The sequence below is a fragment of the Wenzhouxiangella sp. YN9 genome (assembly GCF_056324165.1).
Genome location: NZ_JBJNIP010000081.1, coordinates 37020 through 52316 on the forward strand (window position 1 = coordinate 37020; position 15297 = coordinate 52316).

The 15297-nt window shown below is 64.0% G+C and carries 13 protein-coding genes; 6 read left to right on the forward strand and 7 right to left on the reverse strand.

Annotated elements, in window-relative coordinates; translation table 11 throughout:
• Positions 1 to 8: 8 nt before the first annotated feature.
• Together ftsZ and lpxC are read left to right on the forward strand one after the other, a co-directional pair.
• Positions 9 to 1184, forward strand: coding sequence for a cell division protein FtsZ (gene ftsZ / locus ACEWQ0_RS05280; protein WP_476481276.1), 1176 nt, complete (start codon positions 9 to 11; stop codon positions 1182 to 1184).
• Between the two features lie 220 nt (positions 1185 to 1404).
• Positions 1405 to 2319: a UDP-3-O-acyl-N-acetylglucosamine deacetylase gene (lpxC, locus tag ACEWQ0_RS05285; protein WP_476481275.1), complete on the forward strand. Its 915-nt coding sequence runs from the start codon at positions 1405 to 1407 to the stop codon at positions 2317 to 2319.
• Positions 2320 to 2412: 93 nt separating this feature from the next.
• On the opposite strand, the gene ACEWQ0_RS05290 is transcribed toward lpxC, so the two are convergent.
• Positions 2413 to 2727 carry a DciA family protein gene (locus tag ACEWQ0_RS05290; protein ID WP_476481274.1) on the reverse strand — a complete coding sequence of 105 codons (315 nt, stop codon included), beginning with the start codon at positions 2725 to 2727 and terminating at the stop codon, positions 2413 to 2415.
• A gap of 141 nt (positions 2728 to 2868) precedes the next feature.
• On the opposite strand from ACEWQ0_RS05290, the gene secA reads away from it, so the two are divergent.
• From secA to ACEWQ0_RS05310, 4 genes are read left to right on the forward strand one after another with little or no spacing between them, the layout of a single operon-like run.
• On the forward strand, positions 2869 to 5592 hold the full coding sequence (secA, locus tag ACEWQ0_RS05295) for a preprotein translocase subunit SecA (protein WP_476481273.1): 2724 nt from the start codon (positions 2869 to 2871) through the stop codon (positions 5590 to 5592).
• A gap of 16 nt (positions 5593 to 5608) precedes the next feature.
• The gene (locus ACEWQ0_RS05300; RefSeq protein WP_476484738.1) at positions 5609 to 6583 is read left to right on the forward strand and encodes a Nudix family hydrolase; all 975 of its coding nucleotides are present in this window, start codon (positions 5609 to 5611) and stop codon (positions 6581 to 6583) included.
• Complete coding sequence (locus ACEWQ0_RS05305) at positions 6580 to 7281, forward strand: 4'-phosphopantetheinyl transferase family protein (protein ID WP_476484739.1); 702 nt, start codon at positions 6580 to 6582, stop codon at positions 7279 to 7281. Before ACEWQ0_RS05300 ends, ACEWQ0_RS05305 begins: the two co-directional genes overlap by 4 nt.
• A gap of 60 nt (positions 7282 to 7341) precedes the next feature.
• Positions 7342 to 8076 (forward strand): creatininase family protein, encoded by a 735-nt coding sequence (locus ACEWQ0_RS05310; RefSeq protein ID WP_476481270.1) that lies wholly within the window; start codon positions 7342 to 7344, stop codon positions 8074 to 8076.
• Between the two features lie 861 nt (positions 8077 to 8937).
• On the opposite strand, the gene ubiB is transcribed toward ACEWQ0_RS05310, so the two are convergent.
• The 6 genes from ubiB to ACEWQ0_RS05340 form a co-directional block, all read right to left on the reverse strand.
• Positions 8938 to 10587 (reverse strand): 2-polyprenylphenol 6-hydroxylase, encoded by a 1650-nt coding sequence (gene ubiB, locus ACEWQ0_RS05315; RefSeq protein WP_476484740.1) that lies wholly within the window; start codon positions 10585 to 10587, stop codon positions 8938 to 8940.
• A complete protein-coding gene (locus ACEWQ0_RS05320) occupies positions 10584 to 11213 on the reverse strand; it encodes a ubiquinone biosynthesis accessory factor UbiJ (RefSeq protein ID WP_476481268.1) in 630 nt (209 codons plus the stop codon). Before ACEWQ0_RS05320 ends, ubiB begins: the two co-directional genes overlap by 4 nt.
• A gap of 59 nt (positions 11214 to 11272) precedes the next feature.
• On the reverse strand, positions 11273 to 11998 hold the full coding sequence (locus tag ACEWQ0_RS05325; RefSeq protein WP_476481267.1) for a class I SAM-dependent methyltransferase: 726 nt from the start codon (positions 11996 to 11998) through the stop codon (positions 11273 to 11275).
• Positions 11999 to 12144: 146 nt separating this feature from the next.
• A complete protein-coding gene (locus ACEWQ0_RS05330) occupies positions 12145 to 12495 on the reverse strand; it encodes a gamma-butyrobetaine hydroxylase family protein (RefSeq protein ID WP_476484741.1) in 351 nt (116 codons plus the stop codon).
• Positions 12492 to 14081 (reverse strand): AbgT family transporter, encoded by a 1590-nt coding sequence (locus ACEWQ0_RS05335; protein ID WP_476481265.1) that lies wholly within the window; start codon positions 14079 to 14081, stop codon positions 12492 to 12494. Before ACEWQ0_RS05335 ends, ACEWQ0_RS05330 begins: the two co-directional genes overlap by 4 nt.
• A gap of 86 nt (positions 14082 to 14167) precedes the next feature.
• Entirely contained in the window at positions 14168 to 15277 is a 1110-nt protein-coding gene (locus tag ACEWQ0_RS05340; RefSeq protein ID WP_476484742.1) for a DUF748 domain-containing protein, read from the reverse strand.
• Between the last annotated feature and the right edge of the window lie 20 nt (positions 15278 to 15297).

The window sequence follows — 15297 nt, forward strand, 5'->3', positions numbered from 1 at the left end:
AAACCGATATGCCTTTTGAATTGATCGAAAACTATACACCTGGAGCGACCATCAAGGTCGTCGGAATCGGCGGAGGCGGCGGCAACGCCGTCAATCAGATGGTGGAGTCGGCCATTGAGGGCGTGGAGTTCATCTGCGTCAATACCGACTCTCAGGCGCTGCAGAACTTTTCCGGCAAGACCACGCTGCAGATCGGCACCGGCGTCACCAAGGGTCTGGGTGCCGGCGCCAACCCGGAAGTCGGGCGGCAGGCCGCGCTCGAGGACCGCGATCGCATCAGCGAAATGCTTGAAGGCTGCGACATGGTGTTCATCACCGCCGGCATGGGCGGCGGCACCGGCACCGGAGCGGCGCCGGTGGTGGCTCAGACCGCCAAGGAAATGGGAATACTCACCGTCGCGGTGGTGACCAAGCCCTTCCCCTTCGAAGGTCAGCGCCGCAGCGCCGTCGCCCAGCAGGGTATCGATGAGCTGTCGCACCACGTCGACTCGCTGATCACCATTCCCAACGGCAAGCTGTTGAGCGTGCTCGGCGCGGAGGTCACCTTGCTCGACGCCTTCAAGTCGGCCAATCAGGTGCTCTCCGGGGCGGTGCAGGGTATTGCCGAGCTGATCACCCGCCCGGGCCTGATCAACGTTGACTTCGCCGATGTGCGCACGGTGATGAGCGAGATGGGCATGGCAATGATGGGTGCCGGCACGGCCAAGGGCGAAGACCGCGCCCTGATGGCGGCACAGTCGGCCATCGGTTCGCCCCTGCTCGAAGACATCGACCTCAACGGCGCCTGCGGCATTCTGGTCAACGTCACCGCCGGCATGAACCTGAGCATGAAGGAATTCGAGGAGGTGGGTACCACGGTTGCCGACCTGGCCAGCGAAGACGCCACGGTGGTGATCGGCACGGTCATCGACCCGGACATGAACGAGGAATTGCGCGTGACCGTTGTGGCGACCGGCCTGGGCTCCCAGCGCCCAAAGCGCGAGGAGCGGCCGATGCAAGTCGTCCGCACCGGTACCGATAACCACCCGGCGTTCACGGCGACCGAAGAGCCCGATCGCGTACAGCCCGGCAATCCACGTCCGGAAGACGCCGCGGCTTCCGGAGAAAGCCGCCGCCTGTTCGGTGAGCAGAAGGAGATGGACTATCTCGATATTCCCGCATTTCTGCGCAACCAGGCCGATTGAGGTCGGCCACGTGCTGCGGTGGTTTCGCTGACGAAGCGGCCACGAATCAGCCGGCAACGGGCTTCGACTCGCCACGAAGCCCGTACCGGCTGATATTGCCTGGCAAAAGCTGTGTTTGTGGCTTTTTGGCAACAGGTGTGGTGATTTTCACGAAAAATTGCTTTTTTACGACAACCTCCTGTGCTATGCTCCGCGGCGTCTACCAGCAATCGGTAATGCAGTGATCTGCCAGAGAACGCTAAAGAACGTCATCCGCGCCACCGGCGTGGGCCTGCACACCGGCGAGAAGGTGCTCATGACCTTGCGGCCGGCACCGGCCAACCGTGGCATCGTCTTTCGTCGTGTCGATCTTGACCCGGTCACGGAAATCAAGGCCGAGCCCCATCTGGTGCGCGACACCGCCCTGTCGACCACGCTGATCAACGACGAAGGGGTGCGGGTCGCGACAATCGAGCACCTGATGTCGGCCTTGGCGGGTCTGGGTATCGACAACCTCTATGTCGACCTCAGCGCGCCGGAAGTGCCGATCATGGACGGCAGCGCCGGGCCATTTGCCTTTCTGATCCAGTCTGCCGGCATTGCCGAGCAGAGCGCGCCCAAGCGCTTCATCCGCATCAAGAAGGCCGTCGAGGTACGTGACGAGGACCGCTGGGCGCGCTTCGAGCCGCACGAAGGCTTCCGCGTCAATTTTGCCATCGAGTTCGACCACCCGGTGATTCGCTCGCACTCGTGCAAGGCCGACGTGGAGTTCTCCACGACGTCCTACCTCAAGGAGGTGGCACGCGCGCGTACCTTTGGCTTCATGCGCGATATCGAATACCTGCGCCAGCGTAACCTGGTGCTTGGCGGCAGCCTCGACAACGCGGTTGTGCTTGACGACTATCGCGTGCTCAACGAGAACGGGCTGCGCTACGAAGACGAGTTCGTCAAGCACAAGGTGCTCGACGCCATCGGTGATCTCTACCTTCTCAACCGTAACCCCATCGGCGCCTTTTTCGGCCACAAGTCCGGCCACGAGCTCAATAACCAGCTTGTCCGCCAGGTGCTGGCCGACGAAACGGCCTGGGAAGAGGTGACCTTCGAGGACGATGGGCATGCGCCGATTTCTTACGTGCAGCCGGCGCAGGCGGTCTGAGACGGGGCGGGCCGGCCGGCCGTCTGGATGTAGAGCGGGCGCCCAGGGCCCAGTCGGGTACCTGCCCGGCAACTGGAAACTGCTGATTGGGGTTCAGCGAAGCTGCGGCACCACGATGACCCTTGTGCCCGTCAGTCGCTGATCAAGCCGGCGGTTGGCTTCCCTGAGCAGGTCATCGGCCATCAGCCGGGCACGGCTTGCCCAGGCCGGGCTGGTAGCGGCCAGAATCAGGGTTTCGCCTTCGATACAGGCCAGGCCGATGTGCTCGCGCATGCTGCCGGGCAGCACCTGGCGCAGATCGGCATCGAGCCGGTCCAGCGCGCGAGCCGTCTGCAGCAGGCGCTGCAGCCCCCCGTGCGAATCGGTGACCTCTTCGACAGCGCGCTCCTTGCGGCCGCGTCCGGTCATGTTTCAAGACTCCACTGTTGCCAGGCTGGTGCAGTTTAACGCCCGGTGGCGCTACAATGTCGAGCTTGTGCTTGCACCCCCGCGGTGCCGACCCCAATTTAGTCATCTCGCAAGAGCCCAATCTCAAGCAACGGACGTTTCATGCTCAAATCCCTGATCACCAGAGTCGTGGGCAGCCGTAACGAACGGCTGATCAAGGCCCTCTACAAGGACGTCGAAGCGATCAACGCCTTCGAGCCCGAGTTCCAGCAGCTCAGCGACGCCGAACTCAAGGCCAAAACGGCCGAGTTCCGCCAGCGCCACGGCGAGGGTGAAAGTCTGGACAAACTGCTGCCCGAGGCCTTTGCCGCGGTGCGCGAAGCCGCGGTAAGAACGCTGGGCATGCGCCATTACGACGTGCAGCTCATCGGCGGCATGGTGCTGCATCAGGGCAAGATTGCCGAGATGAAGACCGGTGAGGGCAAGACTCTGGTGGCCACTCTGGCGGTCTATCTCAACGCGATTCCCGACCAGGGCGTGCACGTGGTGACGGTCAACGACTATCTTGCCGGCCGCGACGCGGAGTGGATGGAACCGCTCTATCAGGCACTGGATCTCAGCGTGGGGGTATCGATACCCGGGATGAGCCCGGACAGCAAGCGGGAAGCCTACAACGCCGATGTGACCTACGGCACCAACAATGAGTTCGGCTTCGATTATCTGCGCGACAACATGGCCTTTTCACTGGAACAACGGGTCCAGCGTGGTCGCCACTTCGCCATCGTCGACGAGGTCGACTCCATCCTGATCGACGAGGCGCGCACACCGCTGATCATTTCCGGCCCGACCGATGAGGGCCCGGAGATCTACGTGCGCATGAACAGCATCGTGCCCAGCCTGCAGCCGCAGGAAGAAGAGGACGGGCCCGGCGACTTCTCCATCGACGAGAAGACCAAGCAGGTCTATCTCACCGAAGAGGGCATGGCCAAGGTCGAGGACTTGCTCTCCGAGGCCGGAATGATCGAATCCGGGGCCAGTCTTTACGATTCGGTCAATCTGGGGTTGATGCACACGCTCAATGCTTCGTTGCGCGCGCATCATCTGTATTACAAGGACACCGACTATATCGTCAGCGACGGCGAGGTCGTCATCGTCGATGAATTCACCGGGCGCACCCTGCACGGGCGGCGCTGGTCAGAGGGGTTGCACCAGGCCGTGGAGGCCAAGGAAGGGGTGCCCATCCAGCGTGAAAACCAGACGTTGGCCTCGATCACCTTCCAGAACTTCTTCCGGCTCTATGACAAGCTTTCGGGGATGACCGGCACGGCCGACACCGAAGCCTACGAGCTGCAGTCGATCTACGGTCTGGAAGTGGTGGTGATACCCACCAACAAGCCGATGGTCCGCAAGGACCACGCAGACCTGGTGTTTCTGACCCGGCAGGAGAAGTTCGACGCGATTGTCGACGACATCAAGGAGCGCGCCACCAATGGCCAGCCGGTGCTGGTGGGCACCACCTCGATCGAGAACTCCGAGCTGATCTCCCGGGAGCTCAAGCGCGCCGGCATCAAGCACGAGGTGCTCAACGCCAAACAGCACGAGCGCGAGGCCAACATCATCGAGCGGGCCGGCGATATCGGCAATGTGACCATCGCCACCAATATGGCCGGCCGCGGTACCGACATCGTGCTGGGCGGCAATCTCGAGGCTGAACTGCGCGATCTCGGCGAGGACGCCAGCGAAGAGCAGCGCCGCAAGGCCCGGGAAAACTGGCAGCAGCGCCACGATCAGGTGCTCGAGGCCGGCGGGCTGCACATCATCGGCACCGAGCGCCACGAATCGCGGCGCGTCGACAATCAATTGCGCGGCCGTGCCGGCCGCCAGGGCGACCCCGGCTCGAGCCGCTTCTATCTGGCCCTCGAAGATCCGCTGATGCGCATCTTCGCCTCCGAGCGCATGAGCACCATGATGCAGAAGCTGGGCATGCGCGACGGCGAGGCCATCGAGCACCCGTGGGTCAATCGTGCGATCGAGAATGCCCAGCGCAAGGTCGAAGCGCACAACTTCGACATGCGCAAGCACCTGCTCGAATATGACGACGTTGCCAACGACCAGCGGCGCGTGATCTACACCCAGCGCAACGAGCTGATGGAAGCCGAGGACATCAAGGACACCATCGACGCCATCCGTGAGGAGGTGTTTGATCGACTCATCAGCCAGTTCGTGCCGCCGGGCTCGATCGACGAGATGTGGGACATCGACGGGCTGCAGCGTGCCCTGGAAGGCGAGTTCGGAATCGAAGTGCCCATCCGGCAATGGCTGGATGAAGACGACGAGCTGGCCGAGGAGGGCCTGCGAGAGAAGATCGTGGCCGCGGTCGATGCGCATTACCAGGCCAAGGAAGATCTGGTCGGCTCCGAGGTCATGCGCCAGTTCGAACAGGCGCTGATGCTGTCGATTCTCGACCAGCAGTGGAAGGAACATCTCGCCAGCATGGACTATCTGCGCCGCAGCGTGGGCCTGCGCAGCTTTGCGCAGAAGAAGCCTCAGCAGGAGTACAAGCGCGAAGGCTTCGAGATGTTCACCGAGATGCTCGACAACATGAAGCACGAGGTGATGAAAGGCCTGGCGCGAGTGCGGGTGCGCAGCGAAGAAGACGTCGAGGCGGTGGATCAGCAGCGCCGACGCGAAGCGCCGATGCAGTTCCAGCATGCCGAAGCGCAGTCGGCGACCTCCGGTGATGCCGCCGCCGCTGCTGGCCAGCAGGGTCAGGGCCCAAGCAAACCCGACACCTTCGTGCGTGAGGGCCGCAAGGTAGGGCGCAACGAGCCCTGTCCCTGTGGTTCAGGCAAAAAATACAAGCATTGCCACGGCAAGCTGAGCTGAAGCACCTGGTGCAGGCATGAATCCCGAGGCGGACGCTTCCTCGCCGCTGATTCATGTCGTTGCCGGCGTGCTGCGTGATCACCGCGGAGCCGTCTTGCTGGGCCAGCGGCTTCCCGGCAAGCACCTGGCCGGCAGCTGGGAGTTTCCCGGCGGCAAGTGGGAGGCTGACGAATCCCGCGAGCAGGCTCTGCGCCGGGAACTGGATGAAGAGCTGGGGATCACGGTCGACACCCTCCGACCCTGGCTGTCACTGACCCACGCCTATCCCGAGCTGAGCGTTCGCCTGTGGCTTTTCAGCGTCGAAGACTGGCGCGGTGAGCCACGCGGTCGCGAGGGTCAGGCACTGCAATGGGTGGCGCCTGAGGCCATGCGCCAGCTGCAGATGCCGGCCGCCGATCGACCGATCGTTCGGGCACTCACTCTTGATCCCTGCTATGCCACCGCGCCGGATCCTGCCGACGTTGGCGGGCCTGAAGCCATACTCGACTGGACCCGCAGGGCGCTGGCCGCCGGCGGGCGCCTGTTTCTGCTGCGCACGTGGTCGCTTGCCGAAGCGGAGTTCGAGCTGCTGGCCCGCGACTTTGGCGCAATGGTCCACCGCGTTGGCGCACGCTGGTTGGTCGACACCTCGGTCGAGCAGGCCCACATGCTGAGAGCCGACGGTGTTCATCTCGGCCCCGAGCGATTGCTGCAGCTCAAGACCCGCCCGTTGCCGGAGCACCTGCTGGTGGCCGCATCCTGTGGCAACGTGGCACAGCTTGCGCATGCCGGGCGCATTGCCGCCGATTTCGTGACGCTTGCGCCGGTAAATACCGCAGACCCATCCGGTGGTACCGGCGCCCTGGGCTGGGGTGGCTTTGCGCGGCTGGTCAGTTTCTCTCCGCTGCCGGTTTATGCTCACGGTGGTGTCGGTCCGGACGATTTGGGTCGCGCACGCGAGCACGGTGGTTTCGGCGTCGCCGGCTGCTTTGAATTCAAGGGCGCAAAATGAGTATCGAAACCGTTTCGCTGCCGATCCGCTCGCAGCCCATGCCCGCCGCCGGGGAGGCCGATGTCTGGCTGACCCGGCTGAGCGAAATGCCGCTCGACATGGGGCCGCGCGGGAGCAGTCGGCGCGATCAGGTCATGCGCCAGCGGATCCAGCAGCGTTTTTTCCTGCGCTTGCTGCTGGCGGCGTATCTCGGCCGGCCGGGCAAATCGATCAAGCTGGTTCGAAGCGACCGCGGCAAACCCATGCTGGGCGGTGATCTGGCCGGCAGTCGCCTGCAGTTCAATGTTTCCCATTCCGGTGACTGGCTGGTGCTGGCGGTTGCCGACGCGGTGGCTGTTGGTGTCGATCTGGAAGCCGCGCGCCGCCTGCCAAGAGCGGCGCTGCTGAGCCGCCGTTTTCTGTCGCCGGAAGAGGCCGACTGGATCAGCGGCCTGGACGAGCCGTTTCGATCGCGGCAGTTTCTCGAGCAATGGACTGCGCGTGAGGCTCTGGTCAAGGCGCGCGGCTGCGGCCTGGCCGGTTGCCTGGGCGAAATGGCGCTGGACTGGCAGCCGCCCAGAGTCCGGCAGCTGCCGGCTGACTGGGATGGTGCCGAACGCATGACGCTGGCCAGTCTGGCCATGCCCGATGGCCTGATTGGGCACCTGGCAGCGGCGCAGGGCGCGTTGCGCCCGCGCGTGCGCCGTATTGGCGCCTGAGTCGAACCTGGCGGCGCACGCATGTCATTGCGTGCAACATTCAAATAGAGGAGCCGAACAATGTATCTGCAGCAATCCACCTGGCCTGAAATCGAGGCCTATCTGAAAGACTCCAGCGGCATCGTCATACCGGTCGGTTCAACCGAACAGCACGGCCCGACCGGTCTGATCGGTACCGACGCCCTCTGCCCGGAAATCATTGCCGGGGGGCTGGCCGAAGCCGGCATTCTGATCGGCCCGACGCTGAGCATCGGCATGGCGCAGCATCATCTGGGCTTTCCCGGATCGATCACCCTGCGACCCTCCACGCTCATGGCGCTGGTGCGCGATGTGGTCGCCTCGCTGGCCGTCCACGGCTTCACCCACATCTATTTTTTCAACGGCCACGGCGGCAATATCGCCACCTTTCAAGCCGTCTTTGCCGAAATCTGGGCCGATGCCAGCCTGGCCCAAAAACCTTCGGCGTTGCGTCTGAAAGTGGGCAACTGGTTCGCCGGGCAGCGCGTACAGGCGCTGGCGCGCGAACTGTACGGCGAGGCCGACGGCAGCCACGCCACGGCCTCGGAGCTGGCCCTGACCTGGTATGGCTACCCTGATCTGATGCGCGCTGACAAGCTCGATCCGGTTCGCGCCCCGAACGGCCCCATCCGCGACGCCGCCGACTACCGCAAACACTTCCCCGACGGCCGCATCGGCTCCGAGCCCCACCGCGCCACCCCCGAACACGGCAAGCGCTTCTACGAAGCCGGCCTGGCCGACGCGCTGGAGGACTATCGGGAGTTCATGAATTCCTGACTGCCAACCTGCTCACAGGGGCGTAGCCGAACCACCACAGCTACCTCATAAGCCGGTCAAAGCTTGCGCCGCGATCGGCGGCCGAAAGTCCGTCGGCAGATCGCGAGCGCCAAGGACCGGGATCTTGTTTGCAGTCCTAGGCCCTCGTGTGATCCGGTCACGATTATCGTCCGATGATCCCGGGCATCGAGCTGCCTTCAGGCTCACTTCTTGTTGGAAATACGCGCCTTGTTCAACCTCAAGTGTCATTGGACAAAGCTGTTGACAGCCAGTGTGACATTTTTCTAATCTGTTATTGGGGGTTTGTTGGCTTGGCTAGTTTGGCGTAGGGCAGATATGTGTGTAACCCATTCTCGTTTGCGAATTACGCCTACCACCTATACCACCGAGCAATCCACCCTGTCAGGGTCCTGCTTGTGCTGGTTTGTGGCCTTGGGCGTCCAGCTCTCTTTCAGGCTTGTGCCTTCATTACGCTGACGCCTGTTTCTGATTGCAACGTATAGCTGGAACGGAACCACGGCCCAGCATCTAGCTGGGCCGACCGTATCTTTCACCTGGACTATACGCATCAAGAGACAGTCTGTTCCACCAATCCGGACCAAGTAGCGCCGGAAATTGCGAATTATCTGAGCGAGGCGTTCCCTGATACGGATGTGGAAATAGTGGAGGCTGTGCATTCGTCCTGCACCGGAGAGGGGTTCGTTGTTCAACTCGAGTTCAATGGCAGTTTATGGGGCCACCGTGAGCGTTATGAGGCGCTCGTGCAGCATGTCCGGACGCTTGGCGCTGAGACAAAGGCCAGAAGTTTTCAGTACGAGCCTGTTCCGGGTTTCCAGGAAACTGATGTCTGATTCGGGCACGTCAGCGGGCGCGCCAGGCCCGCCAGCCGAGGATGACGCCCGCCAGCAGTGACACGCCCGCTGGAAGGGAATGGCCCTGCCACAGCGGCGTGACCTGGTAGCCGGCGAGTACGGCGCCGGCGACGATGAGGCCGGCGGCGAGGATGGCGCCGGGCAGGCGGCGGTTGTGGTGGCCCAGTTCGGCGGCGAGCTTTTCGAGGTCTTCGGAATCGATGCGGGTGCGCAGGCGGCCTTCGCCGGTGGTCTTGAGGAAGCCGTGCACCAGCCCGGGCAGCTCGGGCGCGCGGGCGAGCCAGGTCGGCATTTCGCGCGTCATTCGCCGCAGGGTCCTTGGCAGGCCGTAGCGCTCGGCGAAGATCGCCTCGAGCTCGGGCTTGGCAACCTCCCAGATGTTGAGGCGCGGGTCGAGCTGCCGACCCATGCCTTCGATGTTGAGCAGGGTCTTTTGCAGCATGATCAGCTGCGGCTGCAGGGTCAGCTTGAACTGGCGTGCGACCGCGAACAGTTCGATCACCATCTCGGCAAAGGACACTTCTTCAAGCGGCCGGGTGAAGTTGGGTTCGCCGACGGTACGCGCAGCCGCGGCCAGTTGATCGATGCGGGTATCGGCCGGCACCCAGCCAGCCTGGACATGCAGCTCGGCGACGCGGCGATAGTCGCGGTTGAAGATGGCCAGGAAGTTCTCGCCTATGTAGTAGAGATCCTGCGGGGTGAGGCTCTCGACGATGCCGAAATCGAGCGCGATCCAGGTCGGATCGAGCGGGTTGGTGGTATCGACGAGCAGATTGCCGGGGTGCATGTCGGCATGAAACAGATTGTCGCGAAAGACCTGGCCGTAGAACACGCGGATGCCGCGGCGGGCCAGGCGCTCGAGGTCGACGCCGCGGCGCTTGAGCTCCGGGATATCCTTGACCGACACGCCGTCGACGTGCTCCATTACCAGCACCCGCTCGGCGGTGAGCTGCCAATAGATGGTCGGAATGTAGAGGTCGCGCGAGCCCTGAAAGTTGCGTTTGAGCAGCGAAGCACTGGCCGCCTCGGCCTTCATGTCGAGCTCGCGGTAGATGACCCGCTCGAACTCCGAGACGATATCGTCGGGGCGAATCCGGTCCCCTTCCGGATGGTAGCGGCGCAGCAGACGCGCGAGTGCACGCAACAGTTCCAGGTCGCGCCGGATCTGGCGTTCGATTCCCGGTCGCACCACCTTGACCACGACCTTCTCGCCGGACTTCAGGCCGGCAGCGTGGACTTGCGCGATCGAGGCCGAGGCCAGCGGGCAGTCATCGAACTCGTTGAACAGCTCGGCAATCGGGGCGCCAAGCTGGCGTTCTATGATGGCGCGCGCCTGTTCGGTCGGGAAGGGCGGCACGTCGTCCTGCAGGCCGGCCAGGTCATCGGCGATGTCTTCAGGCAGCAAGTCGCGGCGGGTCGACAGGATCTGGCCGAATTTGACGTAGATCGGCCCGAGCTCCTGCAGGGCCAGCCTGAGCCGAGCGCCGCGCGAGAGCTGGCGCACGTGGCGGCGCCCCCAGGGCAGCACACGCACGATACGCGCAAATTTCAGCGGTGGCAGCGCGGTAAGCAATTCGTCGAGTCGGTAACGCGCCAGAGTCAGCGCGATGCTCGCCAGGCGCACACCGCGCGCAATCACGCCCGGCTCCGACGGCGCAACTGCGCCTCCAGCCGGTCGGCGGCCTCGCGCAGTTCATCGACCTCGTGCACGAAGGCGTTGACCTCCTCGCGGGTGACCAGCAGGCCGGACTCTTCACGCAGAAAACGGGCGGTCTGGTCGGCGGCCGTGCGCGTAAGCTGCCGCGCGCCGGCACGGGCGTCGATCAACGTGCGCCACAGCTGGTGGCCGACGACCGGCCCGAAGCGCTCGACAAACATCGCCTCCCAGTCGGGGTCGAGCTGCTTGAGCAGCTTTTCGAAGGCCTGACCGGTGCCGGCATCGCCCTCGATGCGCACGCCGCTACCGGGCGCGCGCCACTCCGGCACCGCCATGGCCAAAAGCGCCAGCGGCGTACCGCTGATGGTGGTGTCAGGGGCGTCGTCGCATTCAGCGCTGACGCCGAGGCCGTCTTCGCGCCCGTGGAAATGCAGGTCGATACCCAGGCCCTTGAGCTCCAGGCACACGCGCTTGTCGGCCAGTGGTGCGAGCCGTGTCGTGGCGCTGTCGTCGAGCGCAATGGCGCGCGTAATGGCTTGGTCGACGACGGCAGCAAGCCGGCCGGGCAGGGGGGTCAGGTAGCGGGCGCTGGTGGGGCGGGAACTCATGGTCGCAAGCTCATGTTCGGCAATTCATCGTCGAAGAATCATCGTCGGAGGTGCATGGATCAGACCCTGGCACCCCGATGAATGGCGCAGATGCCGGCCGAAAGGTTGGACCAGCGCACCCGCTCGAAACCGGCTTCGCGCATCTGCCCGGCCAGGCTCGGCTGGTCGGGAAAGCGGCGGATGGATTCGGCCAGGTAGCGGTAGCTTTCGGCATCGCCGGCGATGCGCGCACCCAGGCGCGGCAGCACCTGAAAGGACCAGGTGTCATAGAGCCTGGCCAGGGCCGGCAGCCCGACCTTCGAGAACTCGAGAATATGCACGCGTCCGCCGGGCTTGAGTACGCGATGCATTTCCGCAAGGGCACGATCGCGCCAGGTGACGTTGCGCAGGCCGAACGCGATCGTCACGTGATCAAAATGCCTGTCGGCAAAGGGCAGGGCCTCGGCATTGACCTGCAGCCAGTCCAGGCCCTTGACCAGGCCGCGGTCGTCCATGCGCGCGCGGCCGGTGGCGAGCATGTCATGATTGATGTCGGCGACGACCACCCCGGCCCCGCGCTCGCGCGCCAGCCGGGCAATATCACCGGTGCCGCCGGCCAGATCGAGCAGCTTCTGGCCGGACCTGATGCCGCAGGTGGCCACGAAGTGCCGTTTCCAGGCGCGGTGGATGCCCAGGCTCATCAGATCGTTCATCAGGTCGTATCGCCGCGCCACTGATGAAAACACGCGGCCGACGAGCTGCGTTTTCTCCTCGGGCGATACGTCGCGGTAGCCAAAATCGGTCATGCTGGGTTTCCGTATTGTCCGGCAACCATGTGCCGGTTCATCGAAAAGAATGGAGCACGAAGGTCGCGAAGAAGACGACGCTGTTCAGCGACAGGGAGTTTGCCTGCGTGCACCTTCGTGCGCCCTTGATCACCGGGCGGATGCTGCTAATCACCGTCACGCTCACGCAAGCGCTCGGCGTAGCGCGCCAGATTCCGTTCCATGTTCTGGCCCAGATCATAAAGGAAAGCCCAGGTGTAGATGCCGGTCTGGTGGCCGTCGTCGAAACGCAGCTGTACGGCATAGCTGCCGATCGGCTCGATGGCCGCGATGCCGACGCTCTCCTTGCCGGTCATCAGTTTCGGCTCTGAATAGCCGTGGCCGCGCACCTCGGCCGACGGCGAGTGGGTGCGCAGGTACTCGGCCGGCAGCTCGAAGTGAGCACCGTCGTCGAAGGCGACGATCAGCACGCGGCGGCTGCGCTCGTAGGTCAGTTCGTTGGGTTGGCGTTCGCTCATGGTGCCTGGTAATAGGTGGGCGAGCCGGGGCCAACCGGCAGGTCAAGGCCGAAGACCCACAGCATGAATAGCAGACTCCAGCCGATAAAGTAGCAGATCGAATAGGGCAGCATGGTGGCAATCAGTGTGCCGATGCCGAGTTTTCGATCGTAGCGGGTCGCCCAGGCCAGGATCAGACCGAAGTAGCTCATCATCGGCGTGATGATGTTGGTGGTCGAGTCGCCGATCCGATAGGCCGTCTGGATGACTTCGGGCGAGTAACCGATGAACATCAGCATGGGCACGAAAATCGGCGCGGTCACGGCCCATTGTGCCGAGGCCGAGCCCAGCGACAGGTTGACGATGCCGCACATGATGATGAACAGCACGAACACCAGCGGGCCGGTCAACTCGATGCTCTGGAGGAAATCGGCGCCGGTCACCGCCGTGATCAGCCCGAGATTCGACCAGCCGAAGAAAGCGACGAACTGGGCGGCGAAGAACACCAGCACCACGTAGAGGCCGAGCGTGGAAATCGCCGAGGCCATCCCGTCGATGATGTCGCGGTCGTTCTTCATCGTGCCCACGACCCGGCCGTAGGCGAAGCCCACGACCAGAAAGAAGATGAAGATCCAGGCCACGATCGAATTGAAGAAAGGTCGGGAAGTTTCGATAAACCCGCTGCCGGCCGCCGGGTCGCGCAGGACGCCACTTTCGGGCACGACGAGCCAGGCGACCAGGCCCAGCAGGGCGATCACGGCCAACAGGGCTGTCAAAAGGCCCTTCTTTTCCAAGCCGCTCAGCGGCGTCATCTGGCTGTCGTCGAGCACCGAGGGGTCGGCGTTGGAGTCGTCGTAGCTGCCGAGCTTGGGCTCGACGATGAAGATCGTCACCAGCGAGCCGATGGCGGTGATCATGAACGTCGACACGATCATGAAATACCAGCTGGCCGTGGCGTAGACGGTGTAGTCGGGATCGACCAGGCGTGCCGCCTCCTGGGTCAATCCGGCGAGCAGCGGGTCGATGGTGCCCAGCAGGAGGTTGGCGCTGTAGCCGCCCGAAACCCCGGCGAAAGCGGCCGCCATGCCGGCCAGCGGATGCCGACCCAGGGCCAGAAAGATGGCGCCACCCAGCGGCACCAGCACGACATAACCCATCTCCGAGGCGGTGTTGGAGAGCACGCCGGCAAAGACCACGGCCACGGTCACGACGTGTTTGGGTGCCGACAGCACGATGCCGCGCACCAGCGCCGAGAGCAGCCCGGACTTTTCGGCCACGCCCACGCCGAGCATGGCCACCAGCACCACGCCCAGCGGCGCGAAGTTGACGAAATTGTCCACCAGGCCACCGAGAATCCGGCGCAGGCCCTCGGCGTTGACCAGGCTGATCGCCTCGATGGTGGCGCCCGCCTCGGCGCTGGGGCGCGGGTCGGTGACGCTCACCCCCAGCCAGCCGAACAGGCCCGAGAGCAGCACCATGGCCAATGCCAGCAGCGCAAACAGCGTGACCGGATGCGGCAGCAGATTGCCGAGCCACTCGACGACGTCGAGAAAACGAGTAAACCAGTTGCGACGGGCGGTGATCGTCGGGCTGTCGTTGTTGCTCACGGGATTGAAGAGTCCTGAGTTTGGTCTTGAAAACGCCGCCGCGACAGCGACCGGGCATATTAACCCGGCAGCCGTATGGATTGCATTCAGCCGCGTTCGTCGTCGGCACCCTGCCGGGCGTCGTCGATGTCGATGTCCTTGTCGATGCGCTCTTCGAAGGCCTCGATCCAAGCGTTTCTGACGATATTGACGAAAGTCTGCCAGGCGCCGGCCTCGACGTTGTCGAGGTTGCCCTCGAAGGGGACTTTCGTGGCCAGCTTTTTCGTGCCCTGGTTGCTGAAGATGAACTTGAACAGCCCGACCGTGCCCTCCCACAGGCGCTTGAAGAAGCCGTCGCCCTGGTCGATCAGCTCGGCATCGACCAGCAGGGGCTTGAGATAGCCCTTGAGGTAGCCGTCGGCAATGGCCACTTCGCTGTAGAGATCGAGCCGGCCGGCGGCGAAATCGACGTTGGCGTAGTGCATGGTCAGGTCGTTGAGGGCGGTCACGTCGATGCCCTCGATGCCGAGCTCGACGTCCATGTCGGGGATTTTCCTGATCAGGTTGGCCCGGCCTTCGAGCCGCGCGCGCCCCTGGCCGATGGCCACCGCCGTGGCCTCGATCGGCGAGGGCAGCTCCTGCTCGTCGGAGCGCACGAGCTGCAGGTTGTCGGCCCGCACCTCCAGCTTGTCGAGATGAACGTCCAGCGGCGGGTCGGCGGTCATCTTCAGCAGCCCGACGCGGCCGTCGGTGACGGTCAGGTGGTTGATCTCGATGGGCACCAGGCCGTCCAGCGCCCGGGTCCAGTCCCGGCTTTCGGGATCGGCCTGATCGGGCCGGACCTGATCCTCGAAGACCCAGGTCAGGCGGGGGCGGGACAAATGAATCTCGCTGACGATGCGGCCGCGAAAAAGCGCGCGCCACTGAAGCGAGATGTCGGCGCGTGGAATCTTCAGAAAGGGCACCTCGGTTTCGGCATCGCGCCGGGCCAGAACCAGGCCGTCGATCACGTAGGCGCCGCGGATCAGGGCGATGTCGATATCGGCGACCGAGCCCCGGTAGCCGGGCAGGTTGTCGAGCACTCCGTTGACGTGGTTCTTGACCGCCGTGGGCAGATACAGCCGTGCGCCGAACAGGATGCCGACGACGACCAGCAAACCACCGAGCCAGGCGGCGGCTCGACGCGTTCTGCTGGAGCTTGAGCGCCTGGATGCCATGGGAAAATCATAGCATCCCG